This is a genomic window from Gorillibacterium timonense (assembly GCF_001457415.1).
Lineage (GTDB): Bacteria > Bacillota > Bacilli > Paenibacillales > NBRC-103111 > Gorillibacterium > Gorillibacterium timonense.
On the sequence record NZ_LN881723.1, the window covers coordinates 111,621 to 136,401 of the forward strand.

Here is a 24,781-nt window from a genome sequence, read left to right on the forward strand (position 1 = left end):
GTATGAGTCCTCCTTTAGGGTTGATACCTTTGATTGAGTGCATCCTGGAGCATGCGGAGCTCGTCCTCGAGCCTGTCCACTTTATCCTCGGCATTATCACGTTCTTGCCTAGCCTGGTCTCGCTCGAAGACGGCTTTCCCACAGTTGTAGAGCTGGTTGGTGAGTGTGACTACTTCGGCTTCTGCTTTCAGGGCTCGCTGGATCGCCTCCGGCCATCCTTCACGAGCTTCGACTATAAATTTCGCGTTCTCAGGATCAAAGCGGCCATCGGCATGAGTAATTGAAAGAAGAAACTGATTACATCGACCGCAAGCACAAGGCTTCATTTGAATCGGTCCCGGCGTCGCTGCCTCGCAGATCGCCAGATCAGCTTGTAGATCACGCATGTTTAGCCACCAAAGCGATACCGAGTACACATTGCCGACAGATGAGCTTGCCGCTTACAGATTGAAGCTGTTCCGTGCTACCACACAGCACGCAGCCCGGAGTATATTTGCGGAAAATGATTCGGTCGCCGTCCACGAAGATTTCCAGTGGTTCGCCCTCAGTGATACCCATCGTGGAGCGAATTTCCTTCGGGATAACCACACGGCCAAGATCATCAATGCGGCGAACAATGCCAGTAGCCTTCATCAGATGTCCACCTCCATGAACTCGCTGTCTTTTAGCGTGTACCAGGTATCGGCCTTGATGATCTCACCGTCGATCTGCGCGGACTTCACACAATGCGGAACATATACGTCCTTTTCGCTATCCCAAACCCACTCTGCAAGGGTGATCCAGCTCCCGACCTTACCGCGAATGCGATTCGTTCCGATCCCAACAGCCGCTCCAACAGAATCAGATCCTTGCAGATCGAGCTGGGCGCTGTCTCCGCTGCTGGCGAGCTGGGCGCGGTGTCCGCTGCTGGCGAGCCGGGCGCTGTCTCCGCTGCTGGCGAGCTGGGCGCTGTCTCCGCTGCTGGCGAGCTGGGCGCGGTGTCCGGGATCGGGCTCAGAGGGATTGGAGGAACATTTCTCCCAAAGGAAGTCGAAGCTTGCTTTCACGAAGCCTGGAAGCCCCAGCTTCGCTCCGATCTTGATTTTGTTGGTAGCCGACTTGTTCCCTTCGGTATGAACCGGTCCGAGAGCTTCGACTTCCGCGAAGTCCGGCACATTGCCGTTATCATCGATCAGCGGATAGTATTCGAGGACGTCCATCGGGTCCGCGCAGAAGTGGAACCCTTGGCTGCATACTTCGGGGGACACGTTCTCTTCGAATACCTCGTTCTCGCGGTATTGATAACCCCGGCAAACCAGACCTTTGTCAAACGCCTTAAAACCTTTCATGTTCTTCCTCCTCGAATTGTGGTAGAATGAGTTCAAAGAGATTTTTCAATGTGCGGCTCTATCGGATGGCGGTCCGATTGGGCCGTTTTGCATTTTCCCAAGCTGCGAAGGTCAGGCAGACCATGCGCTCTTCCTTTGTAAGCTGCAGCCAGACTTGTCCGGTTATGTTCAAAGCTCTCACCTCCCTTCATAGAATGTAAGTTTCTACTTCATGCGACACGTTAGCCTCAGCCTGCCAGGTTTTCACGTACTGGAGAAGAAAGTCCTTACCGGCTTCGTTGTATTCGATCTGGCGTAAGCATGACTTTCATTAGAGTTGCTTCTTTCGATAGGTCGTGCTTACAGATATGAAAATCGCGTCTACCCACGCTTTTTATTACCATCCGTCAACGATTTCCAAGATCGCATCGAATGTTGGTTTCGCAACCCACCAACGTTTTCGATTTTTCTTACGTTCATGCATCTGTACCCTTGGATCGGATAGGATATCGTCTTCCAAATATCTCACCGACATCGATGTCAGTTCGCTCAGCCGGTTAATATCAACCAGCAGCAATTGTTGATGCACATGCTTCTGTAACTCCTGCTGCACATAATCTTGAATCGCTTTTGAATCAAGATTTACTTTGATCTCGGCGGGGATCACCTCACTCACCACCTCCCCCTGTTTAGTTTTCAATGAACACGAGTTGACTCATTCCGCCTCGCCTTCCATATTCAGCATTTTCGCGATACGCGGCTTTTGTTTTTCCCCGGGGCGCAAGCCCCTGAAAATATCGGACACATAGGAACTTGTCACTCCAAGTTCTTCGGCCACGTCCTTCACCTTGATGTTGCGCCGAAGCATAATCTTCCGTGCTTCCGCCCCGAACTCTGTATAATGCGCCACTGACAATCACTCCTTTACAGAAATTTGTAAAAATAACAGCTTAATCGTTGACAAGGGACCGAAAATATTCTAATATCATAAAGAAGGCATAATCAAATAAACGTCGTTGGGGAACGATTTTTAGAAGCAGGTCATGTGACCTCTGGTTTTTTATTGCCTTCTCCGCTGTTGATTAAGCTGTTGACTGTAGTTTATCTGAAAATATTCATAGTGTCAACGCTGATTCTGATTATTTTCTAAATAAATTACTTTTGGAGGTTATTCAGTTGTTAGAAGTAATTCAGAGTTTATGCAAGGATAGGGGTATTTCCATCTTCAAGCTTGAAAAAGAGTTAGGTTTCGGGAATGGGACAATCTACAAATGGGAAAAAAGTTCACCCGCAGTGGAAAAGTTAAAAAAGGTTGCTGATTTTTTCGGAGTCACTGTAGATTACATTTTAGTAACGGGCTCTATAAAAAAGATGCCAAGGATTTTAAAGTCGGTAGATCAGTTAATTTATGAATTCTCCCGATACGGTTTGCATGTTGAAATTGATGACGGCCCTTACTTCAAATCGGTAATAATCTCTCACTCAGAGTACGGAAATATAGCCGATATGACTGTTGCAGAGTTTCACGAGAATGGGGATCTTTTACTCGGAGATTTGATTAAGGAGTACAATCTTTCTTTCGAGCCAGGGACTATCGCCGCCCACCACGACGGCGAAGACTGGACAGAAGAAGAAATCAAGGATATCGAAGAGTTCAAGGAGATACTGAAACTGAAAAGACAGCTCAAGAAGAACAGGGAGTGACGCGATGCCTCTTAGCTTCGACCACCTATGCGAGTCAGCCCGATTAGCGGGCGTAGATATTTTGGTAAGAACATTGCGGGGTAGGAACAAGGGCTTTTACGGGGACGGCATCATTCTACTAGATAGTCGCATTCCTACTTCTATCGAAAAAGCTTGTGTCCTTGCCGAAGAGTTAGGCCATTACTATACCAGCTCCGGCAACATCCTAGACCAATCAGACATCCGAAACCGTAAGCAAGAACTTCGTGCCAGGCAATGGGCATATCAGTGTATACTCCCTTTAGATCAGATCGTACAGGCCCACTATGCTCACGTCGCTGGGCGCTATGAACTGGCCGAGTATCTGGGTGTGACGGAAGAATTCTTGCAAGCGGCCATTGACCGGTATGCCGAAAAGTACGGTCTGTCCGTAATGGCCGATGATTGGCATACGATCTATTTCGACCCACTTGAAGTAAAAATCATATCTTAACTTTCTGCGCTTCCCCGCTGAGAGGCGGTTTACTTATAGATCAAAACAGAACATATGTTCTTTTTTTCAGACGTTGCCCATCCGTCTAAGCGTCTACCCACGCACAAAAGGGATGGTAAATATGAAACTGAACAAGACGAAGACTGATGACGAGATTTACTATTATTTTTTAGAAAACGGCGAGAAGCGCTTCATGTATCGGCACAAGTACTATGACGGTGCTGGCAAGCGAAAAGAAAAGAAGCAAAGTTCATTCTTGACGGAAAAGGACGCGCTGAAGGCGTTGATCGAGGTCAAAGCGGCTTTAATGCGAGGGCAGGTAAAGCAGGTCGAGCACAGTCAGCTGACTGTCGAAAAGTGGCTGGACATCTGGTATGAGACTTATAGTGATGGCTGGGAAGTCACATCCAGGCTGCAACGGAAGAATGCAATCGAACATCAAATGAAGCCGTTGCTCGGTAAGTACAAGCTGAGAGAGCTGGAAAAGACCACGTACATTCGGGCTTATATCAAACCACTCCAAGCGAAATACAAACCGCGCTCAGTAGCCTTGTTCCATCGCTTGTTCAAGATCGCGATCAATGCCGCTGTCGAAGATGAAATCATTCCTCGTAATCGTTTCAGTAAGATCAACCTTGAAGTCGACGATGATCTGGATAACGTCCTGACCGCGCAAGAATTGATTGTGTTTTTGAAAGCTGCGGAGCAAGAGAACATCACCAATTATACGCTAATGCTTCTCCTAGCTTATTCGGGTGTACGTAGAGGCGAGGCGATGGCACTCAAGTGGAAGAACGTCGATTTCGAGCAATCTACACTGACGATCGAAGCCACCAGAGACAAGCACGGCTACCGGACGCCTAAGACAAGACGTAGCTACCGCACCATTCCGATCGATGCGATTTTGATCAAGCAGTTGGCCACCTATCAAAAATGGTGTGTCGAAACCAAGTTCTCTTACGGGATGAAACTAGACAAGGCGAATGATTTTGTCTTTATTTCATTCCAAGATGGGCAGCCCATAGCCGACAACATGGTATTCTACTCTTTCAAGCGTGTATTCAGTAGGTTGAAGAAACTTGGCGTTAAGATTGAGCCTATAACCGCTCATGGACTCAGGCACACGCATGCAACACTGTTAATTAATCAAGGCATTCCCGTGCAAACCATTGCTGATCGGCTCGGCAACACACCGGACATGATCCTTAGAGTCTATGCTCACTCATTCAAGGAATTTGAGGTAAGGGCAGTATCCGCTTTCAGCGACAGTCTAAGTGGGGCTAATGTTGGGGCTAATGGGTCGTGAGAACCCGCGAGACCGCTTTACTACTGGGGTTTTTGGCTTGGGCGAATTCTACAGCCGTTAATCTTCGGCTCCTTATCCGCTTCAAGCAAAAGCATGGAAGTGGCGCAACGAGAGTTGCCCGCCTCCATGCTTTTTTTATTTCCTCAGCACCGCTCCGTTTCATGGCGAAAGAAGCAGGCAAGGATTTATGGATCACATCCTGAGAAACTAAGCGGTACAAAAAAGACTTGGCCGATGGCCAAGTCTTTTATTCTCGAATTTCAAACCGATAACCGTTATTCGGTAAAACGGACGAGGAAGTAATTCTTCTTGCCTCGACGAAGGATCAGGTACACGTCGCCAATCCGACCGAGCTCTGACGCTTTGGCTTCAACCCGCGTCACTTTCGTGCCGTTTACCGTCACCGCTCCGCTTTCGATATCTTGACGCGCCTGCCGTTTCGACGGGGCCGCTTTCACTTCCAGGAGAAGATCGGTCAAAGCCATTTCCGGGTCGTTGATGGTCGTGGAAGGTACATCCTTGAACGCTTCCTCCACTTCCGCTTTGCTCAGCTCGTTAACGCTGCCGCTAAACAGCGCCTGCGTGATGCGGATGGCGCTCTCCAGTGCTCCCTCTCCGTGAACGAGCTTGGTCATTTCCGCTGCCAGAACCTTTTGCGCTTCCCGTTTTTCCGGCTCGCTAGACACGGCTGCTTCGAGGCGTGTAATTTCTTCCGCGGGCAAGAAGGTGAAGTACTTCAGGAACTTGATCACGTCGAGGTCATCGGTGTTGACCCAGAACTGATAGAACTGGTACGGAGACGTCTTCTCCGGGTCCAGCCATACTGCGTTGCCGGCCGATTTACCAAACTTGGTTCCGTCGCTCTTGGTGATGAGCGGCATCGTAATGCCGAAGACCTGATTGCCTGATTGCTTGGAGATCAGATCAAGCCCGGCGGTAATGTTGCCCCATTGATCGCTTCCGCCAAGCTGCAGGCTGCAGCCCATCCTTTCGTTCAACTGGTAAAAGTCGTAGGCCTGCATAATCATGTAGCTGAATTCTGTGAACGAGATGCCGTTCGCCATCCGCGAATCGACGGAATCCTTCGCCAGCATGTAATTCACTGTAAAGTTTTTGCCGATGTCGCGAAGGAACTCGATCAGAGAAATCGAACCGAGCCAATCGTAGTTGTTCACGATCCGCGCGGGGTTCTCCCGGTTCTCCGAAAAGTCCAGGAAGCGAGACAGCTGGTTTCGGATGGTCTCGGTGAAGCCCTGCACCACCTCAACGGAGTTGAGGACACGTTCGGTCGAACGACCGCTCGGATCGCCGATCATCCCGGTGCCGCCTCCGACCAGTGCGATCGGAAGATGCCCGGCCTGCTGAAAGCGCCGTAGCGTGAGAATCGGAAGCAGATGGCCGATATGCAGGCTGTCCGCTGTCGGATCAAAGCCGATATACAGCGTGACCCTCTCGTTTTCCAGCTTTTTCTCCAGCTCTTCTCGATTCGCCGTCTGGTAGATGATTCCTCTGTATTCCAGATCCTGCAAGATGTTTGTCACAATGGCTGCCCCTTTCAAAAAAATGGTGTCAAAACCTTATGCATCTCCCCAAAAAAACGAAACTTTTTCCGTTCTTCCGCGTCTTTTGGGTAAGCACAAAAAGAGCCTTCCTCCCCAAAAAGGGGCGAGAAGACTCTGACTCGCGGTACCACCCTCATTTATTCAACCCTCGCACCCATAGGGGGAAGCGACGATTGAAAAGCAGCGATGAAACGCCGCTTTCACTCCATCAAGGAATAACGGGATTGCCCCGGACAGAAGCTACTGGAACAGAAGACCAGCCATGCTGAATCCCTGCTCGTTCCCTTTGTCCGCTCCGGATTGTACTTCGGCTTATCCGCTTGCACCGGTTCACACCAACCACCGGCTCTCTGGAGCAATGCTCGGAATGCCTAGTCGGGTCTCCCCGATCCATCAACGCTTTATCGGTATTCGAATTGTTGTTAGTTATATCATATCCTGCGCCGCAAGTCAATCCACCTGTTCACCCGCTACAACTGTGTTATAATGGACGGTGGAGTTAAGGAGGTCATGCATGAGCAAGAATAGAGAAAACGGCTCTTCCCGCTTCGTAAGGGGTCTGCGTCTGACCGGGAAAGCCATCTGGGTAACGTTTAAATGGACCTTCGTGGTCCTACTGCTGGCAGGGTTTCTCGGAGGAGGAGCCGTGTACGGATATGTATCCGCCGTCCTGAAGGACGAACCGGTTCGCAGCCACGATGAGATCATGAAAAAGATGAGCGAGGATGCGATCACCGGCTACGTTTACTTCAGCGACGATTCGGTCATCGGCCAGCTTCGCACCGAGGAAGACCGGCAGATCGCCAGCTTCAGCGATATCCCGCTCAAAATGCAAGAAGCCGTCCTGGCGATTGAGGACAAAGATTTCATGACACATCATGGTGTCGATTTGAGCGGTTCTCTGCGCGCCGTGAAGCAGCAGGTTCTGAACGAATCCGTGCAGACCGGAGGAAGCACCATCACGCAGCAGCTTGCCCGCCGCGTGTTTCTGAACCTCGACCGGGACATCACCCGCAAGATCAAGGAGATGGTATTGGCCCTCCGTCTGGAGCGCCATATGTCGAAGGATGAGATTCTTACGGCCTATCTCAATAAGGTCCCTTACGGGAACGGGTCTAATGGCTACAATCTCTATGGGATTAAGACGGCAGCCAAAGGCATCTTTAACGTGAATGATCTTCACAAGCTGAACATAGCACAATTCGCGTACTTGGCCGGGATTCCCCAGCAGCCGAACAACTTCTCCAACTACAACAGCAAGGGCAAGCCCAACGAGGAGCGCATCAAGGACGCGATCGATCGGCAAAAGCTCGTGCTTGGGAAAATGTTGGAGAACCAGTACATCACCGATGCGGAATATAAAGAGGCGCTCGCCTTCGACATCCGCAAATCGCTGGCTCCCACCAAGGAGAAGGCGTACAACACCTATCCGTTCCTGATGATCGAAGCGGAAAAGAAAGCGATGGACATTCTCGTGTCGATTCATCATCCCGATATCGACAAGGAGACCAATCCCGACCTGTACAGCGAAGCGCTGAAGGAAGAGGAAATCAACCTCCAGCGAGGCGGGTACAAGGTCTACACCACCATCAACAAGCAAATCTACGACTCCATGCAAGTCATTGGCAAGAATGATGAGAACTTCACCCCCTATGACAAGGAAAAGGGGTATGAGCAGGTTGGAGCTGTCTTGCTCAACAACAAGAACGGCGCCATTCTCGGCATGATTGAAGGCCGCGGCTACGACCGCGAACAGTACAATCACGCCATGCAGGCCGAGCGTCAACCGGGCTCGACCATGAAGCCGATCGCCGCGTATTTGCCCGCTTTGGAGAAAGGCGCGATTCAACCGGCCGGAGTCATCGACGACATTCCTGTTATCTTGAAGGATTACCAGAAAGGATTCCATATTCCCGAGAACTGGGACCACAAGTTCCACGGGCTGGTAACCGCCCGCGTAGCCTTGAACCAGTCCTATAACATTCCGGCAATCAAGCTATTCTTAAATGATGTAGGCATTCAGGAAGCCTGGAACTTTGCGAAGGAACTCGGCATCAATTCCTTGACCGATTCGGATTATAGCGCGCAAACAGGCGTTATCGGCGGCTTGGCTCATGGGGTCACCGTCGAGGAGATGACCAACGCGTACTCTTCCATCCCGAACGGCGGCGAATTTTTGGATGCTTATATGATTCGCAAGATTGTAGATGCCGAAGGCAACACGATCTACGAACACACGGTGGAGCCGAAGCGCGTTTATTCCGAGCAGACCGCCTATCTCATGACGGATATGCTCCGCACCGTCATCACAGACGGAACGGCTAAATCGATCAAAACTCTGTTCAAGCACTATGGAGAAGTCGCTACCTCCGGTAAGACGGGTTCGACCCAGGATGACGGAGACGCTTGGTACATGGGATATACGCCGGACATCACCTTAGGCGTCTGGGTTGGGTACGACGACCAGAAATACAAGCTGAGCAAGAAAACCGGTGGCACCGAACGAGCCAAGCAGATTTGGGCACTCGTCATGGATGAAGTCATGAATAAGAAACCCGATCTCTTCCCCAACAAGACCTTCACGCAGCCGAAGGGGCTGACGAAGATGACGGTGTCCACACTTTCCGGCAAGATTCCCAACGAAGAGGTGGTCAAAGCCGGCAAGCTCACCACCGATTTGTTCAACGTGAAGTATATTCCACAGGACGAAGATGACGTTCTCGTCCCGATTAAGACGATTGTGTACAATGGCGTCAACTACGTCGCCAAGCCGGAAACTCCCGAGGAATTTCTGACGGAAAAGCTCGGGATCAAGCGCAAAGAGTCGATCAGCGCATTGCTCAAGCGAATCTCCGAGCTGATGGCGAAGGTTTCGGCGAAGGATCGCAAGCCGATCGAACGGTACATTCCAGTTGATGCCGACATGGATGCTCCGCAGGAAGTCGATCCCCGAACCGACGACGGACAGAATCCGGCGCCGCCTACCGGACTGGCGATGACCGGCGGCATCGCATCCGCCAAGATCACCTTTACACCGAGCACCAGCACCGATGTCGTCGGATACCGCATTTATCGGGCTGCGGACATGACGAGCTATCAGCAGATCACCGGCAATGTCGTGCTTGCCGGAGCTCCAGCCGTCTTTACGGTTACAGCCCCTGGCGCACTCTCGGCTTATTATGTGACGGCGGTGGATGTAGTCGGCAAGGAGTCCGAGCCGAGTACGGTCGTTCTGCCGGGCGGCAGCACCATCCCCGATCCCGGTGATACGGTAACGCCAACACCAGGACCGGGTGAATCAACCAATCCGGATTCATCGGCGACGCCTCAGCCTGCTCAGGTGCCTACCGCTCCAAGCGGCATCACCGCTGTCCGTGAGGCAGCCGGCATCCATCTGACCTGGACCGCTAACCCAAGCGAGCAGAACATTACCGAATACCGGTTGTATTATGCGGCAACTCCGGAAGGGCCGTTTGAATGGAAGGCGAACACGCGGCAGACCGAAATTCTCTACATTACCGGGCTGGGAAGCGGCAGCTTTTATCTTACCGCCGTGAACGAGAACGGAGAATCCGATCCCTCTGTCATTACAACGGTTCAATAAAGCACGATTATCAAGTAGAGAAACGATGTTCATCAAAGCTTTAGGCAGAGTAAGCAACTCCTCAGCCCTTCCCTTCCATGTAGGAAGATGGAAGGGCTTTGTTTTGATTATGCCAAAAAGATCGCTAGCCCTTATGAGCTTCTTTGCTCCTTGGATCAGTAGCCCAAGAGCTGAAGGAAAAACCAGGACAAATCCAGCCAAGAACGAAGACAAGACGTAGCGCTTCAGCATGTAGGGCGAATAGAGGACCAATTCCGAAGCTTGGTACAGGTAAGGAAGGCTTCCGAGTCTCCCCCACAGAAGAACGGGCCAGAGAAACATCAGGATCGTCGACCAATCATTGGGAGACACCACACTCACGACAAGGAGCAGGCCCCAAACACAGGCCCACCACCACCGCATTCCTTTGTAGAGTTACCGGAGATGAAGGAGGATTAAGGTACCCCAATGCGTCCTCCGCTCCTTTGCTATTTTGCCTAACTTCAAAGGGAGCTCATTACGTGTTGCGGCCAACACGGGAGTTGTCATGATCTCATCCTCGAACATTTCCGCCAGTCGAAAAGTCGCCCCGCTCATTGCTTTTGTCAACCAGTTGACATTCGATAGCCCTCGTTAGGGTATCCTCCTAGTTCACAGGTAAGGATGGGCGTTCATAAAAATAAGCCGCCAGGTTGCGCTTCCCGCAATCTGACGGCTAATCGGTTAACTATGAGAATACAGAGGAGATCGAGTGCTTAAAGCCTCCCCAGAAGCCCCTCGATCATCTGATAAGAATTCTTCGCCGCCTTCTGAGTGAAGGCGGCGTAATTGTCCGGAGCCGATCCGTCTGCTTTGTCCGACATGGAGCGAATCACGATATACGGTATGCCGTTCATGGCACACACCTGAGCGACACTGGCGCCTTCCATCTCGGCACAGATTCCGTTCATCTCGCGATGGAGGTTCTCCACCGTATCCCTGTTCGCGACGAATTGATCACCAGACAAAATCCGGCCGCTCTTGATCCGGCGATGGAATCGTTCTTCTCCGACCTCCAGAGCGACTTGAACGAGCTGCTTATCGGCAGGAAATATCGAGAGCTCTTGATAGGGAATAATGCCTCTCGGGTAACCAAGCGGACTCACATCCATATCATGCTGCATGCATTCGACGGAGACAACGACATCTCCGACCTCCAGATCGGGGGCCAGCGCACCTGCCACTCCTGTAAACAGAATGGTTTTTACTGCGTACCGATCGATCAGCACCTGCGTACAAATCGCCGCGTTTACCTTCCCCACTCCACACTTGCAGAGGACTACCTGTTTTCCTTGAAAGCGCCCTTCGTAGAAGGTGATCCCTGCATAGCGGGTGACGCTTGTATCCTTCAAATGCTCATGAAAAAAAGTAACTTCTTCATCCATTGCACCAATTAAGCCGTATTTCATCATATCCACTCGTCGTGTCCTCCAAAAAAAGAAGGCTCAGCTTAACTGAGCCACCGATTTGCGGGTAATGATCTCGTGAGGGAGCACATACTTCGTTTGCTCCACGCTTTCCTTGTTCATAAGCTTGGTCAACAGCCGCATCGATACCGCACCGATGTCGTACATCGGTTGGGCCGCCGTAGAAAGCGTTGGGCGGACCATGGAGGCCATCCGGGAGTTGTCTACGCCGATGATGGAGAAATCCTGCGGAACGCGAAGACCTTCGTCTTGAATCCGATGGATGGCGCCGATTGCCATCTCGTCCGTCGCGGAGAAGATCGCCGTCGGCCGATCGGCCAAACTAAGGAAGTATCCCATCGCTTCAAATCCGGATTCGTACCGGTAGTTGCCCGCCCGCACATAGCTCTCTTGAACAGGGATACCGGCCTGCTCCAACGCTCTCTTGTACCCTTGATAACGGGCAAAGCCGAGAGCCGGGTCCTGAAGCGTACCGCTGATCATCGCGATCTTGCGATGCCCTGCGGCGATAAGCACGTTTACGGCGTCAAAAGCGGCCGCTTCGTGGTCGATGTCCACTTCGGGGAGGATGCCCTTGTCATCGGACGTGGCGCAAAGCACGATCGGCACATTGGCCGTATTGAACGCTTCCCGATGCTCGTCCGTTACCGTCCCGCCCATGAACAGGAGCCCGTCCACCTGCTTCTCCAGAAGCGTGTTGATCACGCGGACTTCCTTCTCCTTCTTCTTGTCGGCATTGCAGAGAATGATGTTGTAGTGATACATATTGGCGATATCTTCAATTCCCCGTGCAACATCAGCAAAGAGATTGTTCGAAATATCCGGGATGACAACGCCTACCGTAGTCGTTTTCTTACTAGCCAGGCCACGCGCCACTGCATTGGGGCGATAGCCGAGCCGTTCGATTGCTTCAAAGACCTTCTTGCGGGTCTGTGGCTTCACATTCGGGTTGTTGTTCACAACCCTGGAAACCGTTGCCATGGACACTCCCGCTTCGCGGGCTACATCATAGATCGTTACGGTCACGTTTCTTCGCTCCATTACTCTATATAATTTGGTTCATTTCGACCTATATTATCGTAATGATACGACAAAAAAAGGGATTTCGCAACGATTCGGCCGTGCCTTGCCGAAAATCCGCAGCGAATTCCCTCTAATCGGCTGCTTTCCTCACCGGTTTATTCGGTTTCGGCTGAAAGAGATGATCACGGCGGCAAGCGTCTTGTCTGTCAGTTGAACCAGCTTTTGCTGAATGTCGTCGACCCACTCCTGATCCTCCAGCGAACGGGCCAGCAAGAGCATATCCAAAAGCTCATTGATCCGTTCCTCAATCAGTCTTCGCACGCCTTCGACTCCAGCCTCTTGCTTCTGTTGAAGCTGTATGATGCGGGCAATTTCATTCCGCTCGTCGAAGCGCAGATGGATCTTTTCCGGAAGGAGAGCTTTCAATCGCCCCAGCAGACTGACCAAGCAAGGCTTCACCGGAGGAAAAATTTCACTGTGATTGCAGGTGTCGCAGATCAGCACCGGTACGTTTTCAATTTCTGCGTTTTTCTTGAAAACAACCGTACTTAACTTCAACTCCATCTGATGTCCACAGCTGCATCTTTTATCCATGTTTACCACTCCCGGGTCGTATCGCTCTGCTTCGTTACCCTCTACCATTTCGACCCGCAACCGTAGAATCCTGCTTGATCAGGAGCGGAATTTGATGGCAGCTTTGAGGCGCGACGCGAGCTTCCGAGCACCGGGAACGGACAGGAGCAGCATGGCCAAAATCGCACCGATGCCGTCATTGCGGATGTCATGCCAGTCAGGAGAACGACCCGGTACGAACTGCTGATGGTACTCATCTGTCAAGCCGTAGAGGACGCATAGCAGCACCGCCAGCAGCCTCTCCCACACCGTGAAGGTGCCATTTGAAACCGCCCAGACAAAAGCGAGACCGAGCGCAAAATAGGCAAAGAAGTGGCCCCAGTCAAACGACTGCATACCCGGAAAGATTTTATCGAAAAAGGGCAGCCAGCTGGAAAGTTCGTCACCCGTGCGGGAAGAGAAGAAAAAGATCGCCGCCATGACCACAAGACAAGGCCCGAACCGTAACAGCAGGGGGATAATGGTTTTTTGCAGCTTGTTCTTCTTCATGTCGGCGCCTCCTCCGTAAGGGGTTGTCTCGGCTGCTCCCAGGCGAGCGATAGCTTCTGCCGGACTTCTGCCGCCGTCTTGCAGCGAAGGGCGTCCGTCAAAACTTCCTCACAGCGGGCGGCAACACAATCGAGAAGCGCCTTCTTCACGGGTAGACAGGATTGAACCGACATGCTGATCTCCCGGATGCCAAGACCCAGCCAGATCGGAAGGGCGAGCGGATCGCCTGCCATCTCCCCGCAAACGCCGACAGGAATGCCCGCATCGGAAGCCGCTTGCGCCGTATTGCGGATCAGACGCAGCACAGCAGGATGATAAGGCTCGTATAGTGGCGCGACCGCTTCGTTCATCCGGTCCACGGCCAGTACATATTGAACGAGATCGTTCGTGCCGATGCTGAAGAAATCCACTTCCTGGGCAAGAAGATCGGCGAGCAGCGCCGCTGCGGGAACTTCGATCATGATGCCGACCGGGATGTCCCCATCAAACGGGATTTGTTCCTCATGCAGCTCTTGCTTCACCTCTTCGATGACGTCTCTCGCCTCTCTCAGCTCGTCGAGAGAGCCGACCATCGGCAATAGCAGGCGGATGGGGCCATGCGCCCCCGCGCGCAGGATGGCTCGCAGCTGAATCCGGAACAGGTCCTTGCGAGCGAGCAAGATCCGCACCGCTCGGAGACCGAGAGAAGGATTATCCTCCTCGGGGAGCGCGATGTAGCTGATCGCCTTGTCGCCGCCGATATCGAGCGCTCGGAAGACGAGGGGATTCCCTCCGTGCCGCACCACCGCTTCCCGGTAGATGCGGTATTGCTCCTCTTCGCTCGGTACCGCGCTGCGGTCCATGAACAGAAATTCCGTACGAAACAACCCGACGCCGGGAATGCCTTCCTGAATCGATCGATCCAGCTCATTCAGAGAGCTGATGTTGGCGAGAATCTCCAGCCGCCGGCCATCCTTCGTGACGGGAGGAAAGGAGACGATGCCCTGGAGCGAATGACGCTCCTTCTCCAGCTCCTCCTTGCGGTGCTGATACTCCTCGACGATGCTGCTGTCGGGGTTGACCCAAACGCGCTCCGCATCTCCGTCCACGATGAGGAGATCCCCCGTCTGAATCGAACGCTGCAGCTTGCTGTCCAGTCCCGATACCATTGGAATGCCCATCGCACGAGCCATGATGGCCGTATGCGAGGTTCTTCCGCCCATGACGGTGACGATCCCGAGCAGATTGCTCGGACCCAGCTTCACGAAGCCGGAGGGCGTCACTTCTTTGGCAACCAGGATATAAGGTGCTTCCAGAGGAATGGCGGACTCCACTTCCTCCGATTCTCCGAGAAGATGCTTCAAGAGGCGATTGCCTACATCCCGAATATCGTCGGCCCGCTCCTTCATATAATCGTCATCAAGAAGATCGAACATGCTGGCGAATTTATCGGTGGCTTCCTGAACGGCAAGCTCGGCTCCGATGGAACGCAGCCTCATGATCTCCCGGACCTCATTCTGAAAAATCGGATCTTCCAGGATAGCCAAATGAGCATTGAAGATCCCGGCCTCATCCTCGCCAATCAGTTCTCGGATATCGGATCGAATTGATTCCAGCTCCGATTTGCTGCTACGGATCCCCGCGATCAGCTTGTCCAGTTCCTCCGTCAAATCGGCATCTCCCATCATCCGCTCCGGAATCTCGCAGACGGAAGAAGGCAATACAAAGGCTCGGCCAATGGCAATTCCTGGAGAAACGCCAATTTCCTTATTCAAGATCGCTTTCCCCCTTCCACGGCATCTTCTTTGAGCAGTACGGAGAGCACAGATGCCTGACCTTTTTTAACTGCTTTAAACGGAGCATAGCTCCAGGTTTTCACCATATCCGCATTGGTGATGACCATCGGGGTGGCAAGCGATTTGCTCAGCTTTCTCACCTTCTCATATTGGAAATGGGCAAGAAGCTGACCGGGCTTCACCTCATCGCCTTCCTTCACATAGACCGTGAAGCAGTTTTGCAGCTGGGAGGTGTCGATCCCCATGTGTAGCAGAACCTGCAGCCCCTCCGCCGTTTCAATTCCGATGGCATGCTTGGATGGATGAACATGGACGATCTTACCCGTGACCGGAGACACCATCTCCCCGCGGTCGGGTATAAAAGCAACACCATTGCCAACCAGGCCTTGAGCGAAGATGGGATCGGGCACCTCTTCGAGCGGAATCATCCGGCCCGACATCGGGGAATGAAACGCCACCTGCTTGATCTCCTTGCGCGTGAGCTTGACGATCTGCTCTTTGATCATATCGGAGTAAGTGCCGAACACGACCTGCACGTTGCCGGCGCCCAGCCGGATGACCCCGGCGGCTCCCAGGTTTTTCAGGGCGGCTATATCGAGCAGCTTGTCATTGTCCAACGTGAGGCGAAGCCGGGTTACGCAGGCTTCGATGGTTTTGATGTTGTTTTTGCCACCGAGCGCTTCCAGAATCAAGGGTGACCGATACGGAATATCGCCCGCCCACTCTTCGAGCTGAGAGCCTTCCTCGCGCCCGGGTGTCGGTATGCGAAAGCGGCGGATCGCCCAACAGAAGAGGCGGTAATATACATAGCCATAGATGAGGCCGATCGGAATCAGCCAAATTCCGTGCGTGGAGAGGTTGAAGTTGATGATGTAATCAATAAAGCCCGCCGAATAGGAAAAACCATGGTGTATGCCCAGCGAATAGGTCAGCCACATCGCAAGCCCCGAGAGGACGGCGTGAATGCCGAATAGATACGGTGATGCGAAGAGAAAAGCGAATTCGATCGGCTCCGACACTCCTGTCAGGAAGCAGGCAAGCGCCGCCACGAGAAAGGTCTTACGAATTTTGGGCTTCAAATCTTCACGGGCTTCATGGATGATCGCGAATGCGATTGCCGGGAGAGCAAACATCATGATTGGATACAGTCCGGCCATATAGCCGCCGGCCGTCGGGTCACCGGCGAAAAATCGTGGCAGGTCTCCGAAGACATAGCTGCCGTCGGGACGCTGGTAAGAGCCCAATTGAAACCAATACACATTATTCAAGATATGGTGAAGCCCGGACGGCACGAGAAGACGGTGGGCAACCCCGTACAAGAAGGCGCCGAAACCGCCCATATCAAGCAGGAACTGGGCTAAAGAGGCCATGCCGTCGCGAACGAAAGGTCCAATTTTAACCGTGACCAAGGATACGATCAAGGTGACAAATCCCATAAACAGAGGGACGAGCCGAACACCGCCAAAGAATTGAATATACTCAGGCAGCTGAACGTTCTTCAACCGATGGTAAGACAGAGCGGTGAGGATGGCAATGACGACGCCTCCCGTAATGCCGAACTGAAAGTCGGGACCGATATAGCGGAGAGAGATCTGATTGAACAGGTAATAACTGCTCAGTGAGGTCATGCCCGCGATAACGGAATTCTCCGCAAGGCCAAGTGCGACCCCCACCGCGAAGATGAAGGGCAGATAGGTAAAAATCGATTGGCCGGCAAACGACAGGATGTCTCCCACTTCTCCGAGGTTTGCCTGATCCCAAGGCAAACTGCCGAGCCTGATCAAGATCGCTGCCACCGGCAGCACCATGATGGGCATCATGAGGGAGCGTCCCAACTGCTGCAGGCTTCCCATCCAATTCATGAGCGTCTCTCCTTTCCCCATCCTGTATGGTAAGGGTTGTCCCGATTTTTGTAAAGGCGCTCCTCCATTCGTACCTTCCGCACGATACATCGTCCTTATTTCGGTGAAAATAATTCCGAAATAAACTTGGCGGTCTGTCGTCATGAAAAAGCGGTTCCCGCCCAGCCAATCGGCGAAAACCGCTGCTACCTTTCTACTACGATTTCAACAGATTTATCAACTCTCTCATGAAAGCCGGCAGATCCGGTGGCCGCCGTCCGGAAACGAGGTTTCGGTCCACCACCACTTCCTCGTCCACCCAGATCGCACCGGCGTTTTCAAGATCGTCCTTGATTCCCGGAGTAGATGTCATGGTGTAGCCCTTCACGATCTTTGCGGAGGCCAGTACCCAGCCAGCATGGCAGATTTGCCCGATCGGCTTGCTAGCCTCATGAAACTCCCGGGTCAGCTTGAGGACATCCGCGTCGCGGCGCATCTTATCCGGCGCCCAGCCTCCCGGTACATAAAGGCCGTCAAAACGGCTTGAATTCACGTCCGCATAAGAGATATCAGATTCCAAGGGAACTCCGTACTTTCCTTTGTACACCTTGCCTGCTTCAGGGCCGGCTATCGTCACAGTCGCGCCCGCTTCGCGAAGGCGGAGGACCGGATACCACATCTCCAAATCCTCAAAATCCGTATCACAGAATGCCAATACGTTTTTTTCGAGAAGCTCCATTTCTCTTCCTCCTCCTCTACTTGATGTCAACCTTATCATAACCGTCATTCTTTAAGCGGTCCAGTAAGGCAGTAAGGCGTACTCCAACCGATCAAGCACATCTCATCCTCGCTGTTGATCGATCCAAGCACAAGTATATCCCAGATCCACGAAAAGATTTCCTAACGACAAAGCTCCGCCTGTCCGAGGACGGCGGAGCTTTGCTTACCTACAAGGTAGCCGATGATGGCGATTATGGCATCAAAGTTTATTGAATGGAAGTGGCTGCGGACTCCTCACGCAGGTAGCTGTCATGACCCGGTTGGTCGCCCTTGTAGCTCGCCGTGTGGAACGAGCTTGCGCTCACCGCAGAGCTTACAGCTGCTGAAGCCGAAGCCATCGCTTCATCCCTCAGGTAGCTGTCATGGCCGGGCTGGTCGCCCTTGTAGCTCGCCGTGTGGAACGACTGGGTCGAGCTTGCATAGCTGCTTCCGCTTCCGTAGGCCGATTGCGCCGGGCTTGAAGCGTCGGAACGCAGATAGGCGTCATGGCCCGGTTGGTCGCCTTTGTAGCTCGCGGTGTGGAACGACTGAACCGAGTTGGCGGAATAGCTGTTTCCGGCACTGTAAGCTTGTGCCGGGCTTGAAGCGTCGGAATGCAGGTACGCGTCATGACCGGGTTGGTCACCCTTGTAGCTCGCGGTGTGGAACGACTGGACCGAGCTGGAGTAGGAAGCACCTTTTTTCGGTTTGTTATAGAAAGACTGAACCGGACCCGTAGGCTCGAAGACTGGCTTCGAAGACGGGGTTTTGGAATCGGATCTCAAATAAGAATCATGACCAGGCTGGTTACCGCGATAATTGCTCTTGTGGAAATTCGGGTTGTTCTGCATGCCAAACCTCCTTAAGGATTCGGTCTTCCGCCGCGTTCTGCATTCGCCGCAAGAAGCCAGTACTAGTCTGAACCCGTAAGGAGCGTTTTACATTAGGTCTTCGATGGGAAATCAGGAGGGTCGCACCGGTTTTGTTACGGCTTCCTCCACCTTGATGCAGCGGTCCATGATGACCACAATACCGTTCTCTTCGCAGATGCGGGCCGCTTCCTCGTTCACAATCCCCTGCTGCAGCCAAAACACCTTGGCTCCGATCTTGACGGCTTGCTCCGCAATCGGAACCACTTGGTCGCTACGCCGAAAAACATTGACGATGCTGACGGGCTCGGGAATATCCAGAAGACTCGGATAGCAGGTTTCCCCAAGGATGCTGTCGGCCGCCGGGTTTACCGGAATGATGCGGTACCCTCTCGACTGCATGGCATGAGCGACCATGTAAGAAGTGCGGTCTGGTTTGTCGGACAAGCCGACGACAGCGATGTTGCCCGCTTCCTCAAGCAGCTTTTTGATGGTCTCGCGGGATGGATTCTCAAATGACATATTTATTCCTCCACAAACGTAATGTCGGCTCCAAGCGCAAGGAGATGCTTGAAATAGCCCGGATACGATTTCGCCACATGCTGCGCATCGCGAATGACAAGCCCTTGGCGGGAACGCAGCCCAACCACCGTGAGCGCCATGATGACCCGATGGTCATAGTGTGCGTCGATCTCGGCTCCGCCTTCCACGCCTTGGGGGCTTCCGTGAATGATGATTTCACTTTGCCGCTCCTCCGCTTGAACGCCCGCCTTGCGCAGCTCCCGGACGAAATCGCTGATCCGGTCGCATTCCTTATACCGGAGGTTCTCCACATTATAGAAGCGGGACGTGCCCTCGGCGAAGGCTGCAGCGGCGACCATGGCGAGCACCCCGTCCGTGAAGCCGTCTCCGTCGAATTCGCCCGCCGTCAAACGGCCATTTCCCTGAACATGGACAACTCCGTTCTCATGCGTCAGAGGCACGTTCATGGCCTTCAGAACATCGACGACCTCGCGCTCGCCCTGTCGGCTCGTCTCGGACAAGCGCAGTACCTTCACATCCGAAGGAACCACCGCCGCCGCCGCCAGGATGGCCGCAGATCCCGGATAATCGCCCTGCACATAGTAATCCTGAGCCTTGTAATGCTGGCCTCCCGGGATTCGGAAATGCATCAGATCAGCGGAGGCTTCAATTTGAATCCCTGCCTGCTCCAATACTTCAAGCGTCTGTCCGACGATGATCTTGGATTTCAAATCGTCCAGCACCTGAATCTCGCTGTCTTCCGCTAGCAGCGGAGCCGTGAACAACAAAGCACTAAGGAATTGCGAGCTTACCGCTCCAGATACCGTTATTCGGCCGCCGCGCGGATTGCCTCCCCGAAGGGTGATGGGGAGCTTGCCGCCGTTGTCCTCCACCTCAACGCCTATCTGTCGTAGAGAATCGATTAAATCATCGTGGGGGCGTTTGCCGAGCGAATCGGGATAGGTGTTCACAAAGGTAACTTCCGGACAGAAGGACGCAATGCCCATCAAAAACCGCAGGACCGCTCCCGCGTTGCCGACGTTCAGCTCGCGCACATCGCGCGGTGACCGTCCGAAGCCGCGGATGGTCAGTTTCTCCTCGTCTTCCTCCAGCTCCGCACCCAGATCGCGGATGCAGCGGCGCATGGCGTCGCTGTCCTCGCTGTGAGCCGGATACCAGATCGTACTGGTTCCTTCGGACAAAGCTCCGACGAGCAAATATCTCGTCGTATAGTTTTTCGATGAAAGAGCTTGAATCTCTCCTTCAAGTCTTGCTGCGGGCTTCACAATCGCCTTCATTGACTCAACCGTCTCCCCTCGTTATAACCGCTTGAGATCAGCCAATCCCGAATGACCTCAACTGCTTCTCGTGGATGGAGCCCATCCGTATCCAAATGATAATGAGCGAAGGTGTAAGCGCCTGCTCTCTCTCTCTTCAAGGCAGCCACCCGCTCCTTCACGTTGCCGGCCAGAAGAGGACGATTCTCGAACTTCTCCACCCGGCTGACGATCGTTTCTTCCGAAGCGCACAGCTCAATGACGAAGCTTCGTTCCTGCATCAGACGCCGATTCTTCTTCAATAAGACAGACCCGCCGCCAGTCGACACGACTCGGCCGGAACCCCCCAGAATGCGCTGAAGCGCCTCCGTTTCCATCTCACGAAAATAGGGTTCTCCCTTCGCGGCAAAAAGCTCGGGGATGGTCATCCCGCACGAGCGCTCCACCTCGCGATCGGAATCGAAGTATTCATGCTCCAACCGTTCGGCCAGCAGCTGCCCGACCGTTGATTTTCCCGTTCCCATAAAACCGACGAGTACAATATTATTCCCGTTCATCGCTAATCCGTTTCACCCCGCTGCACTTCTGCGTTTAAGCACTATCTTACCACAGCAAACCGGGAGGATGGCAACGGTTTTGTGAACCCGCTCATGCCGGTCAGGAAGAAAACCGGACACGCCCTGCATGAAACGGCGATTCCCGCCGTATGGTTGTAGTAAGACTAAATCGGAGGTTTCCTTATGACTCTTCAACCCGACAAGTCCCGGACGCTGGAAGAGCTGCTTGACCCGGGGTATCCGCTATGCCGCGATGATGTCATCTGGGCAATCCATGCCCTGAAACAAAAAGCGGCCGAAGGAAATGTCCGTCTTCCGGAACTCCCTCGGCCGCGCCTCATGAGAAACTACTATGCCCTTGCCGAGCTTTCTCTTCTGCTCCTTCATCCGGCCAGCGGCAAGGGAATGGAGCAGAAGGAGTGGAAAGCGCTGCTTCGGGAAGCTTCGCACGGAATGCGGGATGCGGATCGGTAATGTTCGATCTGCAAACGTCTTATTCCGCATCCTCCAGCCAGTTGTGGTGGAAGAACCCTTCCTTGTCGACGCGCTCGAAGGTATGAGCGCCGAAATAATCGCGCTGCGCTTGCAGCAGGTTGGCCGGAAGGCGTTCGGTCCGGTAGCTGTCGTAGTAGGACAGCGCAGATGCGAATGCAGGCACCGGCACTCCGCGGGTAACCGCCGTCGCCACAACCGTACGCCAAGCGCCTTGATAGCTTTCGACTACACCCTTGAAGTAGGAATCCAACAGCAGATTCTTCAGGTTTGCGTCACGGTCGTAAGCATCCTTGATATTTTGCAGGAAGCGGGCGCGGATGATGCAGCCGCCGCGGAAGATCATGGCAATATCGCCGTACCGCAGATCCCAGTTGTATTCTTCCGAAGCCTGGCGCATTTGAGCAAAGCCTTGGGCATAAGAGCAAACCTTGCTCGCGTAAAGCGCTTTGCGCACCGCTTCGATGAATTGTGCGCGATCCCCTTCGAAGGGAGCCTTCGCCGGTCCGTTCAGAACCTTGCTTGCCGCGACGCGCTCCGCTTTCATGGCAGAGATGAACCGGGCGAACACGGATTCGGTGATGATGGACAGCGGCACTCCGAGATCAAGCGAGCTTTGGCTCGTCCATTTGCCCGTTCCCTTTTGGCCGGCGGTGTCGAGGATGACATCCACCATCGGTTTGCCCGTCTCCGGGTCCTTGCGCGAGAAGATGTCGGCGGTGATTTCGATCAGGTAGCTGTCGAGCTCTCCCGTGTTCCATTCTGTGAAAATCTGATGCAGCTCTTCCGCATCGACATCAAGAACGTCCCGCAGCAGATGATAAGCTTCGGAGATCAGCTGCATGTCACCATATTCGATGCCGTTATGAACCATCTTCACGTAGTGGCCGGCGCCGTCCGGGCCGATGTAGGTGCAGCAGGGATCTCCTCCGACCTTCGCCGAAATGGCCGTCAGAATCGGTTCTACGAGCTCATAGGCATCCTTTTGTCCGCCGGGCATGATCGACGGCCCTTTCAGGGCGCCTTCTTCGCCGCCAGATACACCGGTGCCGATGAAGCGGATGCCGCGGCCTTCCAGCTCGCGGTTACGGCGCTGGGTATCCGGGAAGAACGAGTTGCCGCCGTCGATAAGAATGTCCCCTTCCTCCAGATGAGGAACGAGCTGATCGATGGTCGCGTCGGTTGCCGTTCCGGCTTTTACCATCAAGAGAATTTTGCGGGGGCGTTCCAGCGATTCCACGAATTCCTCCATGCTGTAGGTACCGACGAGGTTTTTCCCTTTTGCGTCCTCCAACAGCTCGATCGTCTTATCCTTGGAACGGTTGTATACCGAAACCGTGAACCCTCTGCTTTCAATATTCAGCGCCAGATTTCGGCCCATGACGGCCAATCCGACGACTCCGATCTGTTGCTTGCTGTCTGCCATAATTGTCTCATCCTTTCTGATCGACTTTATTGACTCTATCTTGCCTGAAACTGTGCGATAACGTCAAATTCCGGAGCAAGCCTTTCATACAACCGGTCGAACTGGTCGGTCAACTCCCGGTATAGTTCCCCGGTCGCCGGGTCCGGACTATGCGAGTCTTGTACCCGCGTCCAGTCGCGAATGCCCGTCAGATCGGGTACCTCCCCCATCGCCCACAAACCCAGATAAGCGGCCCCCACTCCGGAGCTTTCCACGCTGTCCATCACATGAACCGATTTGCCGAGAACATCCGCCAGCATTTGCCTCCAGAGCGGTGACCGGGCGAAGCCTCCGGAAGCTCGAACTTCCGTAGCGCTCCCGGTCAATTCCTCAAGCGCCGCCGCTACCGAATGAAGGCCATAGACGACGCCTTCCATGACCGCTCGAATCATGTGATTCTTGCTGTGGCTCATGGACAAGCCGAAGAACACGCCGCGGGCGTTGGAATTCCAGTATGGCGACCGCTCTCCAAGCAGGTACGGCAGGAAGATCAGCCCATCCGACCCCGGCGGAACTTCATGGGCAAGCTCGGTCAAGTAATCGTAGGGGTCCATTCCCCTGCGGAGGCCTTCCTCCGCCTCTTGTGTAGCCAAGACATCTCGCGTCCAGCGGAACAGGATTCCGCCGTTATTGATCGCCCCGCCCACCGTCCACAGGCCGTCCGCTAGCGCATAGCAGAACAGCCGGCTCATTGGATCGGCGAGCGGCGCGCTGACGGTTGTCCGTACAGCTCCACTCGTCCCAACGGTGAGCGCCCAGGAGCCCGGGACAACCGCTCCCGCCCCGAGATTGGCGAGCGGGCCGTCTGCAGCTCCGATAACAAATGGAGTGTCTGCAGCGAGCCCCGTCCTCTGAACCGCCCAGAGCGGCAATCCGACTTCCCTGTGGCTTGCGCTAACAGGCTTAGAGAGGCGATCCTCTCCGATTCCTGCCGTGGATAAGGCGAGGCTGTCCCAGGTTAACGTATGCATATGAAGAAGGCCGGTCGCGCTTGCCGACGAGTGATCGACAACATAGCTTCCGAATAACCGGAAGAAGACATATTCCTTGATCCCGATAAATTTACCGGCTTTGGCAAATACCTCCGGTTCATGCTCCCTCAGCCAAAGCAGCTTAACTAACGGGGACATGGGGTGGATCGGCGTACCGGTCCGTTCGTAGATTTCTTTGCCGCGGCCGGAACGTTTGAGCTCTTCTGCGTATGCTGCGCTTCGGTTGTCCGCCCACGTGATCAGCGGTGTGAGCGGTGCTCCTTCGTCATCCACAGCCAATAGACTATGCATCGCGGCGCTGAAGGAGACGCAGAGTATCTCATCCGCGTTCGCGTTAGACTCGAGAAGCAGCTGTCGAATGCCTTCAAGCACGGCGTCCGCCATCTGGTCCGGATCTTGCTCCGCTATTTCTGGAGAAGGCGTACTCATGGGGTAAAACACCGAATGAGCATGCACGACGGTTCCTTGCCGGTCAACAAGAAGAGTCTTGACGCTAGTCGTCCCCATATCTGCTGCAATGACATAGCGCTTCAGATTATTCATGCCATTCCCTTTCCTATGTATTGCCCGATTTCTCCCCATCATGATATCACAGCTCTGGACGGGATACCAACTCGTACGCGGTCAACACGAAAACGGTGGCCTCCTCCTCTCTTCCCATGCCAATTGGCGTCGCGTCATACTCGT

The 24,781-nt window shown here is 53.6% G+C and carries 24 protein-coding genes; 5 read left to right on the forward strand and 19 right to left on the reverse strand.

Annotated elements, in window-relative coordinates; translation table 11 throughout:
- Nucleotides 1–14 precede the first annotated feature (14 nt).
- From BN2684_RS08300 to BN2684_RS08320, 5 genes are all read right to left on the reverse strand, one after another.
- A complete protein-coding gene (locus tag BN2684_RS08300; protein ID WP_058301720.1) occupies nucleotides 15–386 on the reverse strand; it encodes a hypothetical protein in 372 nt (123 codons plus the stop codon).
- Nucleotides 379–633: an AbrB/MazE/SpoVT family DNA-binding domain-containing protein gene (locus tag BN2684_RS08305; protein WP_058301721.1), complete on the reverse strand. Its 255-nt coding sequence runs from the start codon at nucleotides 631–633 to the stop codon at nucleotides 379–381. The genes BN2684_RS08300 and BN2684_RS08305 overlap by 8 nt, the downstream gene beginning before the upstream one ends.
- The gene (locus tag BN2684_RS08310) at nucleotides 633–1,328 is read right to left on the reverse strand and encodes a DUF7666 domain-containing protein (protein ID WP_058301722.1); all 696 of its coding nucleotides are present in this window, start codon (nucleotides 1,326–1,328) and stop codon (nucleotides 633–635) included. Before BN2684_RS08310 ends, BN2684_RS08305 begins: the two co-directional genes overlap by 1 nt.
- A 376-nt stretch (nucleotides 1,329–1,704) precedes the next feature.
- Nucleotides 1,705–1,983, reverse strand: a complete 279-nt coding sequence (locus BN2684_RS08315) for a hypothetical protein (RefSeq protein WP_234340198.1) — start codon at nucleotides 1,981–1,983, stop codon at nucleotides 1,705–1,707.
- 39 nt (nucleotides 1,984–2,022) lie between these two features.
- The gene (locus tag BN2684_RS08320; protein ID WP_058301724.1) at nucleotides 2,023–2,217 is read right to left on the reverse strand and encodes a helix-turn-helix domain-containing protein; all 195 of its coding nucleotides are present in this window, start codon (nucleotides 2,215–2,217) and stop codon (nucleotides 2,023–2,025) included.
- Between the two features lie 266 nt (nucleotides 2,218–2,483).
- Here BN2684_RS08320 and BN2684_RS24720 point away from each other — a divergent pair, with 266 nt between their 5' ends.
- From BN2684_RS24720 to BN2684_RS08335, 3 genes are all read left to right on the forward strand, one after another.
- On the forward strand, nucleotides 2,484–3,011 hold the full coding sequence (locus tag BN2684_RS24720; protein ID WP_058301725.1) for a helix-turn-helix domain-containing protein: 528 nt from the start codon (nucleotides 2,484–2,486) through the stop codon (nucleotides 3,009–3,011).
- A gap of 61 nt (nucleotides 3,012–3,072) precedes the next feature.
- A complete protein-coding gene (locus BN2684_RS08330) occupies nucleotides 3,073–3,483 on the forward strand; it encodes an ImmA/IrrE family metallo-endopeptidase (RefSeq protein ID WP_234340199.1) in 411 nt (136 codons plus the stop codon).
- A 121-nt stretch (nucleotides 3,484–3,604) separates the two neighbouring features.
- Complete coding sequence (locus BN2684_RS08335) at nucleotides 3,605–4,789, forward strand: tyrosine-type recombinase/integrase (protein WP_058301727.1); 1,185 nt, start codon at nucleotides 3,605–3,607, stop codon at nucleotides 4,787–4,789.
- Nucleotides 4,790–5,064: 275 nt separating this feature from the next.
- Here the strand turns inward: BN2684_RS08335 and tyrS are convergent, their stop codons facing one another.
- On the reverse strand, nucleotides 5,065–6,330 hold the full coding sequence (gene tyrS, locus BN2684_RS08340; protein WP_058302505.1) for a tyrosine--tRNA ligase: 1,266 nt from the start codon (nucleotides 6,328–6,330) through the stop codon (nucleotides 5,065–5,067).
- Nucleotides 6,331–6,865: 535 nt separating this feature from the next.
- Between tyrS and BN2684_RS08345 the strand changes: the two genes are divergently transcribed.
- The gene (locus BN2684_RS08345) at nucleotides 6,866–9,955 is read left to right on the forward strand and encodes a transglycosylase domain-containing protein (RefSeq protein ID WP_058301728.1); all 3,090 of its coding nucleotides are present in this window, start codon (nucleotides 6,866–6,868) and stop codon (nucleotides 9,953–9,955) included.
- 734 nt (nucleotides 9,956–10,689) lie between these two features.
- Here the strand turns inward: BN2684_RS08345 and BN2684_RS08350 are convergent.
- The 11 genes from BN2684_RS08350 to BN2684_RS08400 form a co-directional block, all read right to left on the reverse strand.
- Complete coding sequence (locus tag BN2684_RS08350) at nucleotides 10,690–11,382, reverse strand: 5'-methylthioadenosine/adenosylhomocysteine nucleosidase (protein WP_058302506.1); 693 nt, start codon at nucleotides 11,380–11,382, stop codon at nucleotides 10,690–10,692.
- Nucleotides 11,383–11,418: 36 nt separating this feature from the next.
- Nucleotides 11,419–12,426 (reverse strand): catabolite control protein A, encoded by a 1,008-nt coding sequence (gene ccpA, locus BN2684_RS08355; RefSeq protein ID WP_058301729.1) that lies wholly within the window; start codon nucleotides 12,424–12,426, stop codon nucleotides 11,419–11,421.
- 144 nt (nucleotides 12,427–12,570) lie between these two features.
- Nucleotides 12,571–13,017, reverse strand: a complete 447-nt coding sequence (locus tag BN2684_RS08360; protein ID WP_058301730.1) for a hypothetical protein — start codon at nucleotides 13,015–13,017, stop codon at nucleotides 12,571–12,573.
- Nucleotides 13,018–13,095: 78 nt separating this feature from the next.
- A complete protein-coding gene (locus BN2684_RS08365; protein WP_058301731.1) occupies nucleotides 13,096–13,545 on the reverse strand; it encodes a VanZ family protein in 450 nt (149 codons plus the stop codon).
- Complete coding sequence (ptsP, locus tag BN2684_RS08370; protein WP_058301732.1) at nucleotides 13,542–15,299, reverse strand: phosphoenolpyruvate--protein phosphotransferase; 1,758 nt, start codon at nucleotides 15,297–15,299, stop codon at nucleotides 13,542–13,544. Before ptsP ends, BN2684_RS08365 begins: the two co-directional genes overlap by 4 nt.
- Nucleotides 15,296–17,182 (reverse strand): glucose PTS transporter subunit IIA, encoded by a 1,887-nt coding sequence (locus BN2684_RS08375; RefSeq protein WP_058301733.1) that lies wholly within the window; start codon nucleotides 17,180–17,182, stop codon nucleotides 15,296–15,298. Before BN2684_RS08375 ends, ptsP begins: the two co-directional genes overlap by 4 nt.
- Nucleotides 17,183–17,378: 196 nt before the next feature.
- A complete protein-coding gene (locus BN2684_RS08380) occupies nucleotides 17,379–17,900 on the reverse strand; it encodes a type 1 glutamine amidotransferase domain-containing protein (RefSeq protein ID WP_058301734.1) in 522 nt (173 codons plus the stop codon).
- A gap of 247 nt (nucleotides 17,901–18,147) precedes the next feature.
- Entirely contained in the window at nucleotides 18,148–18,771 is a 624-nt protein-coding gene (locus BN2684_RS08385; protein WP_058301735.1) for a hypothetical protein, read from the reverse strand.
- 111 nt (nucleotides 18,772–18,882) lie between these two features.
- Nucleotides 18,883–19,311 carry a CoA-binding protein gene (locus tag BN2684_RS08390; protein WP_058301736.1) on the reverse strand — a complete coding sequence of 143 codons (429 nt, stop codon included), beginning with the start codon at nucleotides 19,309–19,311 and terminating at the stop codon, nucleotides 18,883–18,885.
- 2 nt (nucleotides 19,312–19,313) lie between these two features.
- Complete coding sequence (gene aroA / locus BN2684_RS08395; protein ID WP_058301737.1) at nucleotides 19,314–20,609, reverse strand: 3-phosphoshikimate 1-carboxyvinyltransferase; 1,296 nt, start codon at nucleotides 20,607–20,609, stop codon at nucleotides 19,314–19,316.
- Complete coding sequence (locus BN2684_RS08400; protein WP_058301738.1) at nucleotides 20,606–21,145, reverse strand: shikimate kinase; 540 nt, start codon at nucleotides 21,143–21,145, stop codon at nucleotides 20,606–20,608. Before BN2684_RS08400 ends, aroA begins: the two co-directional genes overlap by 4 nt.
- A 183-nt stretch (nucleotides 21,146–21,328) precedes the next feature.
- Between BN2684_RS08400 and BN2684_RS08405 the strand changes: the two genes are divergently transcribed.
- The gene (locus BN2684_RS08405) at nucleotides 21,329–21,619 is read left to right on the forward strand and encodes a hypothetical protein (RefSeq protein WP_058301739.1); all 291 of its coding nucleotides are present in this window, start codon (nucleotides 21,329–21,331) and stop codon (nucleotides 21,617–21,619) included.
- A gap of 19 nt (nucleotides 21,620–21,638) precedes the next feature.
- On the opposite strand, the gene gndA is transcribed toward BN2684_RS08405, so the two are convergent.
- Together gndA and BN2684_RS08415 are read right to left on the reverse strand one after the other, a co-directional pair.
- Nucleotides 21,639–23,063 carry an NADP-dependent phosphogluconate dehydrogenase gene (gndA, locus tag BN2684_RS08410; protein ID WP_058301740.1) on the reverse strand — a complete coding sequence of 475 codons (1,425 nt, stop codon included), beginning with the start codon at nucleotides 23,061–23,063 and terminating at the stop codon, nucleotides 21,639–21,641.
- A gap of 35 nt (nucleotides 23,064–23,098) precedes the next feature.
- Nucleotides 23,099–24,637, reverse strand: coding sequence for a gluconokinase (locus BN2684_RS08415; protein WP_058301741.1), 1,539 nt, complete (start codon nucleotides 24,635–24,637; stop codon nucleotides 23,099–23,101).
- Nucleotides 24,638–24,781 lie beyond the last annotated feature (144 nt).

What these genes read in the sequence shown, in the direction of transcription:
- BN2684_RS08300 (WP_058301720.1), bottom strand. Translation starts at nt 386, where the DNA reads ATGCGTGATCTACAAGCTGATCTGGCGATCTGCGAGGCAGCGACGCCG.
- BN2684_RS08305 (WP_058301721.1), bottom strand. Translation starts at nt 633, where the DNA reads ATGAAGGCTACTGGCATTGTTCGCCGCATTGATGATCTTGGCCGTGTG.
- BN2684_RS08310 (WP_058301722.1), bottom strand. Translation starts at nt 1,328, where the DNA reads ATGAAAGGTTTTAAGGCGTTTGACAAAGGTCTGGTTTGCCGGGGTTAT.
- BN2684_RS08335 (WP_058301727.1), top strand. Translation starts at nt 3,605, where the DNA reads ATGAAACTGAACAAGACGAAGACTGATGACGAGATTTACTATTATTTT.
- BN2684_RS08345 (WP_058301728.1), top strand. Translation starts at nt 6,866, where the DNA reads ATGAGCAAGAATAGAGAAAACGGCTCTTCCCGCTTCGTAAGGGGTCTG.
- BN2684_RS08350 (WP_058302506.1), bottom strand. Translation starts at nt 11,382, where the DNA reads ATGAAATACGGCTTAATTGGTGCAATGGATGAAGAAGTTACTTTTTTT.
- BN2684_RS08360 (WP_058301730.1), bottom strand. Translation starts at nt 13,017, where the DNA reads ATGGATAAAAGATGCAGCTGTGGACATCAGATGGAGTTGAAGTTAAGT.
- BN2684_RS08365 (WP_058301731.1), bottom strand. Translation starts at nt 13,545, where the DNA reads ATGAAGAAGAACAAGCTGCAAAAAACCATTATCCCCCTGCTGTTACGG.
- BN2684_RS08375 (WP_058301733.1), bottom strand. Translation starts at nt 17,182, where the DNA reads ATGAATTGGATGGGAAGCCTGCAGCAGTTGGGACGCTCCCTCATGATG.
- BN2684_RS08380 (WP_058301734.1), bottom strand. Translation starts at nt 17,900, where the DNA reads ATGGAGCTTCTCGAAAAAAACGTATTGGCATTCTGTGATACGGATTTT.
- BN2684_RS08385 (WP_058301735.1), bottom strand. Translation starts at nt 18,771, where the DNA reads ATGCAGAACAACCCGAATTTCCACAAGAGCAATTATCGCGGTAACCAG.
- BN2684_RS08390 (WP_058301736.1), bottom strand. Translation starts at nt 19,311, where the DNA reads ATGTCATTTGAGAATCCATCCCGCGAGACCATCAAAAAGCTGCTTGAG.
- aroA (WP_058301737.1), bottom strand. Translation starts at nt 20,609, where the DNA reads ATGAAGGCGATTGTGAAGCCCGCAGCAAGACTTGAAGGAGAGATTCAA.
- BN2684_RS08400 (WP_058301738.1), bottom strand. Translation starts at nt 21,145, where the DNA reads ATGAACGGGAATAATATTGTACTCGTCGGTTTTATGGGAACGGGAAAA.
- BN2684_RS08405 (WP_058301739.1), top strand. Translation starts at nt 21,329, where the DNA reads ATGACTCTTCAACCCGACAAGTCCCGGACGCTGGAAGAGCTGCTTGAC.
- gndA (WP_058301740.1), bottom strand. Translation starts at nt 23,063, where the DNA reads ATGGCAGACAGCAAGCAACAGATCGGAGTCGTCGGATTGGCCGTCATG.
- BN2684_RS08415 (WP_058301741.1), bottom strand. Translation starts at nt 24,637, where the DNA reads ATGAATAATCTGAAGCGCTATGTCATTGCAGCAGATATGGGGACGACT.